This is a genomic window from Pseudonocardia sp. McavD-2-B (assembly GCF_024124365.1).
Taxonomy (GTDB): Bacteria; Actinomycetota; Actinomycetes; order Mycobacteriales; family Pseudonocardiaceae; genus Pseudonocardia; species Pseudonocardia alni.
Genome location: NZ_JAMXSG010000129.1, coordinates 1 through 15,657, shown reverse-complemented (window position 1 = coordinate 15,657; position 15,657 = coordinate 1). Strand labels below are relative to the sequence as shown.

The window sequence follows — 15,657 nt, the reverse complement described above, 5'->3', positions numbered from 1 at the left end:
GGCCCGCCCCGCCCAGCAGGTGCGCCGCCGTCGCGGCGGTGCCGATCCGGCCCCACCCGCCCCAGCCCGCGCCGGCGAGCCGTTCGCGCTCGGCCGGGTCGCCGACCGCGTCCAGTGCGCCGTTGAGGCCGGTGACGCCCATCAGCGAGCCGCCGAACCAGGCGGCCAGGCCGACGTCGTGCAGGGTGCGGGCCACGGGAGGGGTGAGTGCCATGAGAACTCCGGAACGGGGGCGGCGGGGCCGCGGGCGCGGCGGTCCGTCGACGCTACCGAGCGCTCCGCGGCGACGGCCCGTAGGTCAGACGGCGCAGCAGCGTCTCGGCGGGCCCCCGCACGCCGGCCCGGTCGAGCCGGTACGCGACGACGACGGTCAGCAGCCACACCCCGACCGCGACCAGCGACGCCGACCAGCCCGACAGGTGCGCGCCCAGCCCGAGGCCCCAGGCGGTGAGCAGCGGCACGAACAGCAGCGACTGCGCCAGGTAGCCGCTCAGCGAACGACGGCCGAGCGCGACCAGGGCCCGGACCGGCAGCGGTGCCGTCGGACGGGTTCCGAGCCGGTGCGCGACGAGGCCGAACACCGCCGCGTAGCCGAGCGCGGCGAAGATCCCGGTGGCGATGTGCAGGCCGGCGAACGCACCCGGGTCCGGCAGCGCGATGACGCCGACGTGCACGAGGGCCTGGGCCAGCCCGGCCGACAGGCCGACGACGATGCCGACGGCGGCGGTGCGGCGCAGCAGGGGCAGGTGCGCGCCCGGTTCCTCCAGCACGCGGTGCCGCGCGGCGAGCAGCCCGAGCAGCACCGCGGCGGGCATCACCAGCGTCACGAACGCCCCGGGGATCGCCGACACCCACAGCGCGAGCCGCAGCGGCAGCGTCGCGAACCAGTCCGGGGTGGCGAGGGCGAGCTGCTGCGCGGCGGACGTCGGCGTCGCGCCACCCGTGAACTGCGCCAGCACGCCCGTCGCCGCGGGGACGGCCACGGCGAGACCGACCAGGACCCCGGCCCCGATCCGCAGGGTGCGGTCGCTGCGGTGCAGGAACAGCGGCACCAGCACCAGGCCCAGGACCCCGTAGGTGCCCAGGATGTCGCCCTGCCACAGCAGGGCCGCGTGCAGCAGGCCGAGGACGAGCAGCCACCGGTGCCGGGTGCGCAGCAGCCGCCGCGCCTGCGCGTCGGTGCCGCCGCCGGCGATCCGGCGGGCGTACAGCTGCCCGATGCCGTAGGCGAACAGGAACCCGAACAACGTCCAGGCGCGGCCGTCGACGGCGGTGATGGTCACGACCTGGGCGATCCGGTCGGCGGGCCCGCCGTCCGCGGCGTGGAGCAGCGTGGCCCCCAGCTGCGAGGTGTAGGCGAACCAGGGCGCATGGGCCAGTGCGATCAGCAGCAGCATCGCGCCCCGGGCGAGGTCGGGGGCGAGCGCACGGTCGCTCACCGGGGTCGGGGCGACGGTCGCGGCGGGCGGCGCGGTGGACATGGGATCTCCTCACGAGCGGTGGGAGACCCATCGGAAACGATGCCGTCGCGGCCGGGTCAAGCGGCGGCCGCCGTATCCTCGCCGGCATGTACTTCACCGACCGCGGCATCGAGGAGCTCGTCGACCGGCGCGGCGACGAGCAGGTCAGCGTCGAGTGGCTGGCCGACCGGCTCCGCGCCTTCGTCGACGCGAACCCGCAGTTCGAGACCGCCGTCGAGCGGCTGTCGAGCTTCCTCGCCCGGGACGACGCCGACGACGAGTAGCCGCGTGACCACAACGACCACAGGGCACGCAGCGACCACTACGCGGGCTGTGTCCGCAAGCGGGACCGGGGCCGGGGCCCGGACCTAGCGTCGCTCCTCGACACGTCCGTCGAGGAGGAGCACCGATGCTCATCGTTCTCGGGTCCGCGATGATCGCGGTCTTCATGTACCTGATCCTGGCGAAGCGGCTCGCGCCGACGCTGGCGCTGGTACTCGTCCCGCTGACCTTCGCCCTGGTGGCGACCGGCACCGGCCTGTCCGAACCGGGTGAGGACGGCGTCGTCGACTCGATCTCGTCGGCGTTCTCCGACTTCGCGCCGACGGCCGTACTGCTGTTCTTCGCGATCATCTTCTTCGGCACGATGATCGACGTCGGGCTGTTCGACCCGCTGATCCGCTCCGTGCTGCGCACGGTGGGCAACGACCCGGTGCGCCTGGTCGTGCTGACCGCGGTGCTCGCCGGTGTCGTCTCCCTCGACGGCGACGGCTCGACCACCTTCATCATCACGGTGTCCGCGCTGCTGCCGATCTACCTGCGGCTCGGACTGAGCCCGGTGGTGCTGACCGTCGTCGCCAACCTCGCGAACGGCGTGCTCAACATCCTGCCCTGGGGCGGCCCCACGATCCGCGCCGCGACGGTGCTGAACGTGTCGCCCTCGGAGCTGTTCAACCCGATGGTCCCGGGCATGGTGGCCGGCATCGCCACCGTGCTGCTGCTGGCCTGGCAGCTGGGCCGTTCCGAGCGCAAGCGGCTGCTCGCCTCGGGCCGCACGCTGTCGGTCGTCGCCGACGAGATGGTGGCGGTGCGCGAGCCCGCCCTGATCGGCGGGGGCGCCGGCACCGACGGCCCGGCCACCGGTTCGGGCGGGGGCCCCGCCGACGGAGCCGACGCCGGGGGCGCGCTGGAGGGCACGCTGGACCCGAACCGTCCGACGCTGCGGCCGACGCTGATCTGGTTCAACCTCGGGCTCACCGTCGCGCTGCTGGTGCTGCTGGGCATGGACGTCCTGCCGCTGTCGCTGGTGTTCGTCGCGGCCGCCGCGATCGCCCTGGTCGTGAACTTCCCGAAGCCCGAGGACCAGCTCCGGGCGGTGACCTCGCACGCCACCTCGATCGTCGGCGTCGTGTCCATGGTGTTCGCCGCCGCGGTCCTGGTCGGGGTGCTGTCGGGCACCGGCATGGTGACGGCGATGGCGAACGGGATCGTCTCGGCCGTACCGCCGTCGGTCGGCTCCTGGTTCGCGGTGATCACCGGTGTGCTGAGCATGCCGCTGACGTTCTTCCTCACCAACGACGCGTTCTACTTCGGCATCCTGCCGATCCTGACCGAGGCCGCGGGCCACTACGGCATCGCCCCGGTGGAGATGGCCCGCGCCTCGATCATCGGCCAGCCGGTGCACATGACCAGCCCGCTGGTCCCGGCGCTGCTGCTGCTCGTCTCGCTCGCGAAGGTCGACCTGGCCGACCACCACCGCAGGGTGATCTGGCGGGCCGCGCTCTGCTCGCTGGTGATGCTCGGGGTCGCGCTGCTGCTGGGCGTCGTCCCGCTGGGCTGACCGCCCTCCCACGATCCGGTGCCGCACAGGCGGTACGCCGGGGAGGAGCGGACGGCGACCACCGGCCCCGGACCCCCGGCACGACCGTCGAGATGCAGCTCGGGGCGGCCCGCCACCCGCGGGGCAGGCCCCGGACTGCATCTCGGCGCGTCCGGCCCGTGCGGCCGGGCCTGGCCGGGCGGGTGCGGCGTGCGGGACGGGGTCAGTCGTCGTCGCGGCGCAGGCGGAACAGCCGCCGGTCGCCCGAGGAGCGCAGCTCGCGCAGGGCCTCGTCGGCGGCCTCCTCCAGCGCGGCGTGCTCGTCGGGGTCGGCCCGCAGGTCGGGGCGCGGCCGGGGCCGCCCCGGCTCCTCGGCCGACCACATCAGCTGCAACGCCGCCTCCCAGCGCAGCTCGAACATGCCGCGGGCCAGCGTGAGCCGATCCGCGGCGTCGCGCAGCTCCCGCTCGGTGCCGCGCAGCTCGCGGCGCAGCTCCTCGGCCCGCCGGGCGTCGCGTTCCCGCAGGTCGACGACGGCGCCGGCCAGCTCGGCCACGACCGCGCGGTAGCGCTCCACGGCACTCACACCACACCTCCGGCGACGGTGTCCGGGCCGCCGCCGCCCGCGTCGGTCAGGATGACCAGCTGCGGGCGGCCGTGCCGGGAGCGGTCGAGGAACAGCGCGCGCCCCGGCGTCGGCGTCCAGTCCAGCGGCTGTCCGCCCAGCAGCGGCACCAGGTCGGTGCCCTGCACGCCGGTCGCCACCCAGGCGCCCAGGTCGTCGATCGCCGCACCCGGCGGGGCCAGCAGCGTCTTCAGCCGCTGCGCGCCCTGCCACCAGCCCAGCACGTGCACCCCGACCCCGGGCCCGTGGCGCAGCAGCGCCCGCAGGTCCTCGGTGCCGGTGCGGTCCAGCATCGACTCCGCCGCGTCGGCGCCGAACACCACGACCAGCAGCGACGCGTGTCCCCCACCGCCGCCCGACGCGGCCCGGGCGCGGACCGTCGCCGCCAGCTCGGCGACGCGGGCGGCGAACCCGTCGGCGGACACCTTCTCCACCGTGCCGGGCAGGTCCGGGGCGAGCGCGCCTGCGGCCGCCGCCGCGTCCGGGGCCAGCGGCACGAGCAGGATCTGCGCGCCGGCCGGGTCGGGCAGCGACGCCGCCACCGCGCGGACGGCCGAGCACAGCAGCGGGACCGCGACACGGGCGTCGGGCCCGATCACCCCGAGGTTGCGGCCGGGGCCGTCGGACAGCTCGGCTGCCGCGGGGCTGCCGTGCACGTCGACGAACTGCCCGACCAGCGCGCGGGGCACGCCGTCGGCGGGCAGCCGGGCGGCCAGTGCGTCGTGGGAGGGGGCGCGGGCGCCGTCGAAGACGACCGGCTCCGGGGTGTCGGGGAAGTCGGTGAACGCGGTGACCTGGACGTCGCGGACCACCGGGCCGCCCGCCTCGGGCAGCCGGACGACGTGGTTGCCGTGCGCGACGCCCGAGTCGTGGTTGACGATCGCGTGCCAGCGCGGGAGCGCCAGCGCGGCCTCGTTGTCCTGGGCGAGGATCCGCCGCGCGCGGGGCAGCGCGATCCGCAGCACGAACTGCTCGAAGATCGCCGAGCGGCCCCACAGCGCGTCGATGCCGGAGACGTCCTGGCTGGCCAGGACCAGGTGCACGCCCTGCGAGCGGCCGCGCCGGGCGACGTCCTCCAGCAGCGCGGTCGCCTCGGCGCTGACGGCGTCGCGACCGGTGAACAGGAACTGGAACTCGTCGATGACCGCGACGATCCGCGGCAGCCGCAGGTCGGGACGCTCCACCCGGAGCTCGGCCAGCTTGGTCGCGCCGTGCCGGCGGGCGGCCTCGGCGCGGCTGCGCATGACCTCGGACAGGTGGCGCAGCAGTGCCAGCCCGAACTCCCGGTCGGTGTTGATGTTGACGCCGATCAGCCGGGCCTGCGGGAGCCGGTCGGCGCGGTGGCCCTCCGGGTCCGGGGCGAACGGGGTGAACGACACCCCCTCCTTGAAGTCGAGCAGGTACAGCTCGACCTCGTCCGGGCCGTAGTGCGCGGCGAGACCGGCGATCCAGGCCAGCAGCAGGTTCGTCTTGCCCGACCCGCTGGGCCCGCCGACGAGCGCGTGCGGGGAGTGGTCGTCGAGGCTCAGCTCGGCGGGGATGCCGTCCTCGTGCCCGACGACGACCTTCAGCCCGTCGTGCGAGCGGCCCTCGCCGCGCCGGCGGGGCAGCATGTCCTTGAACGCGCCCAGCCGTCCGCGCCACTGCTCGTGCCCGGCGGCGATCGCCTCGCACACCGCGGTGACGTCGTCGGCCGGGACCGGCGGGTCCGGTTCGACGAGCACGTGCGGCCCGGTCACCGAGGTCCGCACCGGGACCGGCAGCCGGTCGTCGGCCGGGTCGAGGCCCGGCGGGTCCCCGAAGTCGACCGTCTCCACCGGACGCGGCAGGGCCGCCGGGACGTCGAGCAGCACCAGCTGCACCCCCGCCGCGACGCCACCACGCGCGACCCGCTGCAGCTGGCGCAGCTCGGCCTCGGGCAGCTCGCGGCCGTTGCCGACCAGCACCGCCACCAGCCACGCCTCGGGCCGCTCCCCGGTGCGGTCGGCGAGCTCGCGCAGCGAGGTCGCGCCGTCGGCGAGCACCCGGGTCTGCACCCGGCGGATCCGGTCGGACAGCTGCTCCAGCAGCCGTCCCAGCCGGGTCGGGTCGTGCACGGTCAGCAGCCCGGTGCGGGTCAGCGGGTACAGCCCGGGCAGGGCGCCTGCGAGCTGGCCGACGTCCCAGACGTGCACGTTCACCGCGCCGGGCCGGAAGTGCCGCACGGTGCGCAGGACCAGCTGCTCGACCATCGCCTCGGCCCGGTCGCGGGAGCGCGGCGTCGACACCACCTGCAGGTGCGCGCCGTCGAGCAGCGGGACCGCGACCCGGAACGGGGCACCGCCCTCCACCGAGCCGGTGCCCAGCACCCACATCTCCGGGACCGGGCCGGTCGGCTCGACGGTGCCCGCGACCGGCCTCCAGTCGGCCGGGTCGTCCCCGGCCGCGCCGGGGGTGGCGTCGGCGACGATCTCCGACAGCGTCTGCGGCGAGTCGCCCTGCCAGCGGTCGAACACGTGCGCCCGGTCCTCGGCGACCCGGGCGAGGACGCCCGCGAGCCGGGGGTTGCCGAGCACCCGGGCCAGCCCCGGATCGCGGCGCGCGGCGTCGTGCCCGGTCTCGCGCAGCCACAGCTCCGCCATGACCTCGGCGTGCCGGGCCGCGGCCCGGTCGCGACGGCCCTCCGCAGCGCCCAGGGCCCGCGACGCCGCCCGGTGGAACCCGTCGAAGGCGGACCGGATCCGCTCGCGACGGTTCGGACGACGTGCCATCAGGGGCGGGCGGGCGCGGTCAGAGCCGCGAGGCGACGTCGTCGGCGGACTGCATGGCGATGTGCAGGGCCTGCTCGACCTCGTCGATCTTCTCCGACGCGGCGGCGAAGCGGGCGCGGGCGTCGTCGGCGTCGTTCTGGGCGGTGCCGTAGATGTTCTGCGAGAACGCGGCGCCGGCCTCCTCGATGGCCTGGCGGGCGTGCCGCAGCGCGCCGAGGCTCTCGGTGGCCTGCTGGTTGGCCCGCCCGATCCCGGCCCGGATCTCGTCGATGTTCGCCATGCCCACCCTCCGTGCGTGCGCGTGCGGCGACCGTGACCCGGCCGACGCCGCGGCCAATCTATCGGCCGGTCCCGGTACCCGTTCATGGTGCGCCGGGCGTGCACCGCCTGCAACGGCGGGTGCGCCGTGCGTCGTAGCCCGTCGCCGCGATCGGGGGGTCCGATACGTCCGTTCGTGACCCTTCCGCGCTGGAATGCGCCGCCCCGCTCGCCTAGCGTGCTCGGCGAACCCGCGCGATCCCTCCCACGACGCCGTGATCGGAGACTGTGACGATGGCCTCCCCCGGTCCGCAGACGGACTTCCTCCAACCCCCCACCGGCGCGCGGAAGATCCGCTCGATCGGGCCGGGCCTGCTCGCCGCGGCGACCGGCGTCGGCGCGGGCGACCTCGTCGCGACGATGGTGGCGGGGGCGTCGTTCGGGACGGTGCTGCTGTGGGCCGCCGTCGTCGGGACCCTGGTCAAGCTCGCGCTCGGCGAGGCCGTCGGACGCTGGCACCTCGGTTCCGGCGCGACCATGCTCGACGGCTGGCGTCGGCTGGGCTACTGGGCGACCGGCTTCTTCGGCGTCTACATCGTGGTATGGGGCTTCGTCTACGGCGCCACCGCGATGTCGGCGGTCGGACTGCCGCTGAACGCGCTGTTCGGCGGGCTGCCGGTCGGCGGGTGGGCGGCGATCGCGGGCGTCGTCGGGCTGGTGCTGGTGTGGGTGCAGCGGTACCACGCATTCGAGAAGTTCATGACGGTGCTCGTGCTGATCAAGTTCGCGACGGTCGTGTTCGTCGCGATCCTCGTCGGCCCTGACCTGCCCGCGCTGGCGAACGGCCTCGTCCCCCGGCTGCCCGAGGGGTCCACGGTCTACGTGCTCGGCCTCATCGGCGGCGTCGGCGGGACGATCACCATGGCCGCCTACGGCTACTGGCTGTTCGCGAAGGGCTGGAAGGGCCCGAAGTGGCTGTCGATGATGCGGCTGGACAACGCGACCGGCTACATCATGACCGGCATCTTCGTGGTCTCGATGCTCGTCGTCGGGTCCACGATCCTGTTCGGGGAGAACCTCACCGAGTCCGACAGCGGGCTGCTCACCCTCGCCGACCGGCTCGGCGCCCTCTACGGCGAGCCGGTGCGGATCCTGTTCCTGGTCGGCTTCCTGTCGGTCACCTTCACCTCCCTGCTGGGCGTGTGGAACGGCGTGTCGCTGCTGTTCACCGACTGGGTGCGGGCGATCCGGCTGCCGCACGGGAAGAAGGCCGCGATCGGCCCGGACGTCGAGAACGCCGTCGTCGCCGGGGAGGAGCGCACCGCCGCCGGGGGCGCCGGGAGTACGGCCGTCGGGGGCACGGCCGCTGCCGGGGACGAGCGCGGCGACGGGCCCGGGCGGCCGGGCGCCTACGAGGCGGCACGCGCCGAGCGTTCGCTGCCCTTCCGCGGGTACCTGCTGTGGCTGACGTTCCCGCCGATGGCCCTGCTGCTGATCGGGCGGCCGTTCGCGCTGACCCTGGTCTACGGGGTGCTGGGCTCGTTCTTCATGCCGTTCCTCGCGGTGACGCTGCTCCTGCTGCTGAACACCTCGATGGTGGCCCGCGAGGCGCGATCGCGCTGGCTGTCCAACGCGGTCCTGGGGATCTCGTCGGTGCTGTTCGCGGTCCTGCTGGTCACCGACGTGTACTCGCGCCTGACCTGACCCGCCGCGGCGTCCGCAGCTTCCTTCCCCCTCGCACGAACGGGCCCCTCGTACGACAGGTTCGTACGAGGGGCCCGTTCGTGCGCCCGGGGGTCAGGTCACGTCGAGCGGGTCGCCGACGCGCAGGGTGCCGGTGCGCTCGACGCGGGCGTACAGGCCCGCGCAGGGCAGCACCCCGAAGCCGTCGACCTCGACGCGGTTGCGGTCGGCCGGACCGCGCAGGGCGTGCGGTGCGCGGGGCAGGGCGCCGTGCTCCAGCGTCGGCACGGAGCAGCGCGGGGTCGGCAGGGTCGGGACCAGTACGACGTCGCCGAGGGTGAGCCGGCGCCCGAGCCAGCCGTTCTCCACGAACGGCTCGGTACCCGGCGGCGTCGCGACGACGACATTGGGCCGGTAGCGCAGCGCCTCGACGCCGAGCGCGTCCAGCGTCGCGGTGGTGATCAGATGCACCGGCGAGTGGTCGACGAACCGGCCACCGGGAGCGCCCTGGGCGATCTCCAGGGTCGGCGCGTCGACGTCCGCGTCCAGGCCGTGGGCCAGCACGTCCTCGGGGTCCGGCCGCTCGACGACGGCGCCGTCGGCCCGTTGCTGAGCGACGACCACGGGCCGGCCGAGCAGCTCGGCGAGCGGCCCGGCGGCCTGCCCGGCGTCGACGGTGCGGCCGTCGGGCAGCGTGACCCGCACGTCGTCGCCGACGCCCGCGGAGGCGCACGTCAACAGGCGTCGCCAGTGCCGGGGCTGCTTGGCCGTCGCGACCCGGCCGGTGTCCGGGTCGGTCAGGGCGAGCGCCCGGTCGCCGACGACGCCGTGCGTGTCGAGCTCGAGGGCGGCGAGGTCCTCCCCCAGCATCGACTTCACGGGGTAGCGGTGCAGGGACAGGACCTCGCCGGCCATCAGAGCAGGCCCTGTGCGGTCAGCCAGTTCTTCGCCACGGTGTCGACCGACGGCTTGTCCGGCGCGGCGGCCGCCTCGTTCAGGCCGAGCAGCTCCTGCGTGGTCAGCTTCGCCGAGACCGCGTTCAGGATCTCGGTGACCTGCGGGGTCGCCTTCTCCTTGTTGATCAGCGGTACGACGTTCTGCGCGGCGAAGTTGTTCTGCGGGTCGGTGAGGACCACGAAGTCGTTCTCCGGGATCGCCGCGTCGGTGGTGAACAGGTCCGCGGCCTGCACGTCGCCGTTCTTCAGCGCTGCGACGGTCAGCGGGCCGCCGGCGTCGAGCGAGCGGTAGGACTTGAACGAGCAGTTGTAGGTCTTCTGGATGCCGGGGATGCCGTCGGGACGGGTCTGGAACTCCGGCGGGCCGCCGAACACGAGCTCACCGCAGCGCGACGCGATGTCGGCGATCGAGGTCGCGTTCAGCCGCTGCGCGGTCTCCCTCGTGACGACGACGGCGTCCTTGTCCTCGGCCTCGGCCCGGTTCAGCACGGTCAGCGTCGGGGCCGCGGTGTTCAGCGTGGACTGCAGTGCGGTGTAGACCTCGTCCGGCTCGGTCTGCGCGGCGTTCTTGTCCAGGTACTGCAGCAACGTGCCGCTGTAGTCCGGGATCAGGTCGATCGAGCCGTCCTTGAGCGCCGGCACGTAGGCCTCGCGGGACCCGATCGGCGGCCGGGTCTCGACCGTGACGCCCTTGGCCTGCAGCGCCTGGGCGAACACCGAGGACAGGATCTGGCTCTCGGTGAAGTTCGCGGCGCCGACGACGACGGTGTTCTGGTCGTCGCTGCCGGACTGGCCGCCCCCGGCGAGGGGGTCGGAGCCCCCGCCGCAGGCGGTCAGCGCGAACGCGGCGGTCACCGTCGCGGCGACGGCGGTCAGCAGACGGGTGCGTCTCATGGTGGGTGTCCTCTCGGGGACGTGCGGGGTGGGTCAGGCCGCTTCGCGGACGGGTCCGGGACGGGTGGGCACCGCGCGCAGCCGGCGCGGCGCGGTCCGGCCGGTGGCCTGCAGGCCGGGCGAGACGATCAGCTTCTGCAACCCGCCCAGGAGCAGGTCGGCGACGATCGCGAGCAGCGCGACCAGGATCGAGCCACCGATCATCATGCCGAAGTCGCGCTGGCCGAGGCCGTCGATGATGAACCGGCCGAGTCCGCCGAGCGAGACGTAGGCGGCGATGGTCGCGGTCGCGATGACCTGCAGGGTCGCGCTGCGCAGCCCGCCGATGATCAGCGGCAGCGCGTTGGGGAGCTCGACCTTCCACAGCACCTCGGGCCCGCGCATGCCCATCCCGGTGGCGGCGTCGACGACGGCCGGGTCGACGTTGCGGATGCCGGCGTAGGTGCCGGCGAGCACCGCGGGCACCGCCAGCACGATGAGGGTGATGATCGGGCCGACCAGCGACAGCCCGACCAGTGTGGTGATCAGCACCAGCAGGCCCAGGGTGGGCAGGGCGCGCAGCCCGTTCGCCAGGCCGACGACGAGGAAGCCGCCGCGGCCGGTGTGCCCGATCCAGGCGCCCAGGGGCACCGCGATCAGCACCGCGACCAGCAGGGTCAGGGCGGTATAGCCGAGGTGCTCGGCGAGCCGGGCGAGGATGCCGGTCGATCCCTCCCAGTTCCCGCCGTCGAACAGCCAGCCGAAGTAGGTCATGCCCCCGCCTTCCCGGTACGGGCCCGCTGCCAGGGGGTGAGCAGCCTGCCGCCGAGCAGCAGGGCCGAGTCGACGACGAGCGCGAGCAGCAGCACCAGCACGATGCCGGAGACGATCTGGGCGTCGTTGCTGCGGTTGAATCCCTCGGTGAACAGCAGACCGAGCCCGCCGAAGCCGATCACCGCACCCACCGTGACCAGGCTGATCGTGGACACCGCGGCGACGCGCAGGCCGGCCACGATCACCGGCACGGCGAGCGGCAGCTCCACGCCGACGAAGCGCCGGACCGGGGTGTAGCCCATCGCGTTCGCCGCGTCGACGACGTGGCCCGGCACCGCGGACAGCGCGTCGGACACGGTCCGCACGAGCAACGCGACGGTGTAGACCGTCAGCGCGACGATCACGTTGACCGGATCGAGGATCTGGGTGCCGAGCAGCGGCGGCATGAACACGAACAGCGCCAGCGACGGGACCGTGTAGAGCAGCCCGGCGGCGTTGGTCATGATCGTGCGCAGCGTCGCGTTGCGGTTGGCGACCCAGCCCAGCGGGATCGCGAACACCAGCCCGAGCAGCACCGGGATCAGGGCGTACACGACGTGCTCGGCGAGCGCGTCGAGCACGGAGTCGAGGTTGTCGAACACCCAGGTCACGGCGGCCTCAGGCGGCGTTGTGCGAGTCGCGGGCCGCGGGCAGCGCCTCGAGCACCGAGTCGGCGGTGACCGAGCCGGCGACCCGGCCGTCGGCGTCGACGGCGACGCCCTGACCGGACGGTGAGGACAGTGCCGCGTCCAGCGCGCCGCGCAGCGAGCCCGACTCGACGGCGTAGAGCGAACCGCCCGGGACGATGACCTCCTCGGTCACCCGGCCCTCACCGGCCTCGACCCAGCCCAGCGGCCGGGCGGAGCCGTCGACGACGACCGACCAGCCGTCGTCGGGGAGGGGGTCGCCGACCGAGAGCACCGGCAGCGACCCGATCGGGATGGTGTCCGAGGACAGGAAGCCCAGGCCCCGGTAGCCGCGGTCGCGGCCGACGAAGTTGTCGACGAAACCGTCGACCGGGCGGGACAGCAGCACGCCCGGCTCGTCGTACTGGGCGAGCCTGCCGCCGACCCGGAACACCGCGACCTTGTCGCCGAGCTTGATGGCCTCGTCGATGTCGTGGGTGACGAACACGATGGTCTTGCCGAGCTCGGACTGCAGCCGCAGCAGCTCCTCCTGCAGGCTCTCCCGGACGATCGGGTCCACCGCGGAGAACGGCTCGTCCATCAGCAGCACGGGCGGGTCGGCGGCGAGCGCGCGGGCCACGCCGACGCGCTGCTGCTGGCCGCCGGACAGCTGCGCCGGGTAGCGCCCGGCCATCGAGGTGTCGAGGCCGACGATCTCCATCAGCTCCATCGCCCGGTCCCGCGCGGCCTTCTTGCTGCTCCCGACGAGCATCGGCACGGTCGCGATGTTGTCGACGATCGTGCGGTGCGGGAACAGCCCGGCCTGCTGGATGACGTAGCCGATGCCCCGGCGCAGCTCGGCCGGATCGGCGGACAGCACGTCGCGCCCGTCGACGCGCAGCTCGCCGCCGGTCGGCTCGATCATCCTGTTGATCATGCGGAGGGAGGTCGTCTTGCCGCAGCCGGACGGGCCCACGAAGACCGTGATCCGCCCCTGCTCCGCGACGAGGTCGAGCTCGTCGACCGCGACCGTCCCGTCCGGGAAGCGCTTCGTGACGCCCCGGAACTCGATCATCGGCGGTTCCCCCTGCCGTCGCGCGGGACCCCTGCTCCCCGCTTGGTCGCAGCACACTAACCCGGTCGTGCGCGACGGGCGAGCGGTCGACCGCAGGTCACCGGCACCCCGTCGCGCTTGACCTGCAGTCCGGTTCAGCACCGACGCTGCGCACATGACCCTGACCACTGTTCTGGGCCCGCCCGGTGTCTCCACCGGACCCGCTCCCGCCGACGCCGCGGCCCTGGAGGACGCCGGTGCCGCACCCTGTGGCTCGCCGGTGGCGCGATCGACCGGCCCGACCGGCTGACCGCGCTGCTCGACGGCACGCGGGTCGCCGTCGTCGTCGCGGGGATCGTGCCGACCGGCTTGTATCCGGCGTCGGCCGTCGCCGCACCCGGGCTGCCCGCGTCGGAGCGGCTGCCGGCGCCGAGCACCGGGCCGCGGGCGCCGACCACGTGGTGCTCAGCCCGGTCGGGGACCCGACGGCCGGCGCGACGTTGCTGCACGCCCTGCGGTAGGAGCTCTGCCGTGCGGACGGTGCGGCGCGGCGCAACAGTGGGGCCATGCCGAAGGAGCCCACGCGTCTGCCGAAGCCCGAGCTGGACCTCGACCCGGACCACCCGCACGTCGCGGACTGGTTCCACTACGCCGACCTGCTCACCGACGCCGAGCGCGCCGACCTGCGCCGGGTGCGGGAGTTCCTGCGCGCCGAGGTCGCCCCCGTCGTGCTGGAGGCCTGGGACCGGGCCGAGTTCCCGATGCAGCTCGTGAAGGGCTTCGCGGGCCTCGATCTCGCGGGGGCCGGCTACGCCGACCCGCCGGCGTCGCGGCTGTTCCTGGGGTTCCTGCACGCGGAGATCTCCCGGGTGGACCCGTCGGTCAACAGCTTCTACGGCGTCCACACGGGTCTCGCGATGGGCTCGATCCACGCCGGCGGCACGCCCGAGCAGCGCGAGCGCTGGCTGCCCGCGATGTCCCGGATGGACTCGATCGGTGCGTTCGGGCTGACCGAGCCGCACGGCGGGTCCGACGTGGCCGGTGGCATGGAGACCACCGCCACCCGCGACGGCGACGAGTGGGTCCTCGACGGCGAGAAGCGCTGGATCGGCAACGCCACCTTCGCCGACCTGGTCATCGTCTGGGCCCGCGACACCGACCCGGACGCCGGCGGCGCGGTCCGCGGGTTCGTCGTGCCGTCACCGTCGGACGGCATGACGATCACGAAGATCGAGGGCAAGCAGTCGCTGCGGATCGTGCAGAACGCCGACATCCTGCTCGACCGGGTCCGGGTGCCGGAGTCGCACCGGCTCTCCGGCGGCTCGGGCACCTTCCGCGACGCCGGCCTGGTCCTGCAGCGCACCCGGGCCAACGCCGCCTGGGGTGCGGTCGGGGTGCAGATGGCCGCCTACGAGCTGACGCTGTCCTACGCCGCCCAGCGGGAGCAGTTCGGCCGCCCGATCGGCGGGTTCCAGCTGATGCAGGACCTGCTGGTGCGGATGCTCGGCAACGTGAGCGCCTCGCTGGGGATGGCGGTCCGCAACGCCCAGCTGCTCGACGAGGGCCGGGGCTCGGACGCGCACTCGTCGCTGGTGAAGGAGTTCTGCGCGACCCGGATGCGCGAGACCGTCGCGCTCGGGCGTCAGCTCGTCGGCGGCAACGGGGTGGTGCTGGAGAACCGGATCGCGAAGTACTTCGCCGACGCCGAGGCGATGTTCTCCTTCGAGGGCACCCGGGAGATGAACACCCTGATCGTCGGGAAGGCGATCACCGGGCAGAGCGCGTTCGTGCGGTGACGTCCGCGGTCGCGCCCGCGGTGGGCGGGCGCGACCGGCTCACCAGACGCCCGGGGTCCCGTCGGCCGGGGTCGCGCTCGTCGCCGGGGTGGGCAGGCCGCCGCCCCGCAGCACACGGTGCAGGTCGTCGGGGCGCAGCGAGCGGGCGAACAGCCAGCCCTGGAACGCGTCGACCCCGAGGCCGCGCAGGACGTGGAACTGCTCCGCGGTCTCGACGCCCTCGGCGACGGTCTTGCGGCCCATCGCGCGCGCGACCTCGACGACGGCGCGGGCGAGCGCGAAGTCGGCCGGGTCGGTGCCGACGCCGGTGACGAAGGCGCGGTCGACCTTGACCGTCTGCGCCGGGAGCTCCTTGAGCCGGGCCAGCGACGAGTAGCCGGTGCCGAAGTCGTCGACGGCGAAGCGGACGCCGCGGCGCACGAGCTCGCTCATCGCGTCCAGCGCGGGGCGCGGCAGCGCGACCAGGCTGGTCTCGACGAGCTCGAGCACCAGCTGGTTCCACGGCAGCCCGGCGCCCTCGACGATGGCGGTGACGTCGGCCAGGAACGACGGGTCGGCCGGCAGCAGCCCGGCCAGGTTCACCGCGACGCCGACGGCCTGCCCGGCACGGGGCCAGGTCGCGGCCTCGGTGGCCGCGGTGCGCAGCACCCACAGGTCCAGGTCGCGCTGCAGGCCGCCGCGCTGGGCGACGGGCAGGAACTCGCCGGGCGAGACCTCGCCGTGCACCGGGTGCGACCAGCGCAGCAGTGCCTCGGCGGACAACACGGTGCCGTCCGGCGCGACGACCGGCTGGTACTCCAGGCGCAGCGCGTCGCCCTCGATCGCCGCGCGCAGCTCGGCCTCCAGCTCCAGCTGGCGGCGCGCCGGGGCGACGGCGCCCCGCTCGGCGACGGCGACCGTGCCGCGTCCGCGCTGCTTGGCCTCGCGCACCGCGACCTCGGCCG

The 15,657-nt window shown here is 74.4% G+C and carries 15 protein-coding genes and 1 pseudogene; 5 read left to right on the top strand and 11 right to left on the bottom strand.

Translation table 11 applies throughout. From position 1 onward, the window contains the following. Together NH602_RS17525 and NH602_RS17520 are read right to left on the bottom strand one after the other, a co-directional pair. Window positions 1–214, bottom strand: a pseudogene (locus NH602_RS17525) (hypothetical protein); the annotation flags it as partial. A 52-nt stretch (window positions 215–266) separates the two neighbouring features. Next, complete coding sequence (locus NH602_RS17520) at window positions 267–1,481, bottom strand: DUF418 domain-containing protein (RefSeq protein ID WP_253068355.1); 1,215 nt, start codon at window positions 1,479–1,481, stop codon at window positions 267–269. Between the two features lie 86 nt (window positions 1,482–1,567). Here NH602_RS17520 and NH602_RS17515 point away from each other — a divergent pair, with 86 nt between their 5' ends. After that, window positions 1,568–1,744: a DUF6104 family protein gene (locus NH602_RS17515; RefSeq protein WP_020623156.1), complete on the top strand. Its 177-nt coding sequence runs from the start codon at window positions 1,568–1,570 to the stop codon at window positions 1,742–1,744. Between the two features lie 125 nt (window positions 1,745–1,869). Beyond that, window positions 1,870–3,300 (top strand): CitMHS family transporter, encoded by a 1,431-nt coding sequence (locus tag NH602_RS17510; RefSeq protein WP_253068354.1) that lies wholly within the window; start codon window positions 1,870–1,872, stop codon window positions 3,298–3,300. Window positions 3,301–3,502: 202 nt separating this feature from the next. On the opposite strand, the gene NH602_RS17505 is transcribed toward NH602_RS17510, so the two are convergent. From NH602_RS17505 to NH602_RS17495, 3 genes are read right to left on the bottom strand one after another with little or no spacing between them, the layout of a single operon-like run. Next, window positions 3,503–3,865 carry a hypothetical protein gene (locus NH602_RS17505; protein ID WP_139283056.1) on the bottom strand — a complete coding sequence of 121 codons (363 nt, stop codon included), beginning with the start codon at window positions 3,863–3,865 and terminating at the stop codon, window positions 3,503–3,505. Beyond that, the gene (locus tag NH602_RS17500) at window positions 3,862–6,654 is read right to left on the bottom strand and encodes an FtsK/SpoIIIE domain-containing protein (RefSeq protein WP_253068353.1); all 2,793 of its coding nucleotides are present in this window, start codon (window positions 6,652–6,654) and stop codon (window positions 3,862–3,864) included. Before NH602_RS17500 ends, NH602_RS17505 begins: the two co-directional genes overlap by 4 nt. A gap of 19 nt (window positions 6,655–6,673) precedes the next feature. Continuing rightward, window positions 6,674–6,934 (bottom strand): hypothetical protein, encoded by a 261-nt coding sequence (locus NH602_RS17495; RefSeq protein WP_020623160.1) that lies wholly within the window; start codon window positions 6,932–6,934, stop codon window positions 6,674–6,676. 272 nt (window positions 6,935–7,206) lie between these two features. Here NH602_RS17495 and NH602_RS17490 point away from each other — a divergent pair, with 272 nt between their 5' ends. Further along, on the top strand, window positions 7,207–8,616 hold the full coding sequence (locus tag NH602_RS17490; protein ID WP_218899338.1) for an Nramp family divalent metal transporter: 1,410 nt from the start codon (window positions 7,207–7,209) through the stop codon (window positions 8,614–8,616). Between the two features lie 93 nt (window positions 8,617–8,709). Here the strand turns inward: NH602_RS17490 and NH602_RS17485 are convergent, their stop codons facing one another. Genes NH602_RS17485 through NH602_RS17465 form a run of 5 tightly spaced genes read right to left on the bottom strand, consistent with a single transcriptional unit; the run spans window position 8,710 to window position 12,938 of the window. Then, the gene (locus NH602_RS17485; protein WP_073578558.1) at window positions 8,710–9,510 is read right to left on the bottom strand and encodes an MOSC domain-containing protein; all 801 of its coding nucleotides are present in this window, start codon (window positions 9,508–9,510) and stop codon (window positions 8,710–8,712) included. Then, window positions 9,510–10,445 (bottom strand): ABC transporter substrate-binding protein, encoded by a 936-nt coding sequence (locus NH602_RS17480; RefSeq protein ID WP_073578559.1) that lies wholly within the window; start codon window positions 10,443–10,445, stop codon window positions 9,510–9,512. The genes NH602_RS17485 and NH602_RS17480 overlap by 1 nt, the downstream gene beginning before the upstream one ends. 33 nt (window positions 10,446–10,478) lie before the next feature. Beyond that, complete coding sequence (locus tag NH602_RS17475) at window positions 10,479–11,198, bottom strand: ABC transporter permease (RefSeq protein WP_253068352.1); 720 nt, start codon at window positions 11,196–11,198, stop codon at window positions 10,479–10,481. Continuing rightward, window positions 11,195–11,848 (bottom strand): ABC transporter permease, encoded by a 654-nt coding sequence (locus NH602_RS17470; RefSeq protein WP_073578561.1) that lies wholly within the window; start codon window positions 11,846–11,848, stop codon window positions 11,195–11,197. Before NH602_RS17470 ends, NH602_RS17475 begins: the two co-directional genes overlap by 4 nt. Window positions 11,849–11,855: 7 nt before the next feature. Beyond that, window positions 11,856–12,938: an ABC transporter ATP-binding protein gene (locus NH602_RS17465; RefSeq protein WP_179761905.1), complete on the bottom strand. Its 1,083-nt coding sequence runs from the start codon at window positions 12,936–12,938 to the stop codon at window positions 11,856–11,858. 154 nt (window positions 12,939–13,092) lie between these two features. Here NH602_RS17465 and NH602_RS31395 point away from each other — a divergent pair, with 154 nt between their 5' ends. Together NH602_RS31395 and NH602_RS17460 are read left to right on the top strand one after the other, a co-directional pair. Then, on the top strand, window positions 13,093–13,227 hold the full coding sequence (locus tag NH602_RS31395; protein WP_256495058.1) for a hypothetical protein: 135 nt from the start codon (window positions 13,093–13,095) through the stop codon (window positions 13,225–13,227). A 256-nt stretch (window positions 13,228–13,483) separates the two neighbouring features. Beyond that, window positions 13,484–14,713, top strand: coding sequence for an acyl-CoA dehydrogenase family protein (locus tag NH602_RS17460; RefSeq protein WP_253068351.1), 1,230 nt, complete (start codon window positions 13,484–13,486; stop codon window positions 14,711–14,713). A 39-nt stretch (window positions 14,714–14,752) separates the two neighbouring features. Here the strand turns inward: NH602_RS17460 and NH602_RS17455 are convergent. After that, window positions 14,753–15,657, bottom strand: a 905-nt coding sequence (locus tag NH602_RS17455; protein ID WP_253068350.1) for a bifunctional diguanylate cyclase/phosphodiesterase, incomplete at its 5' end; no start/stop codon positions are given.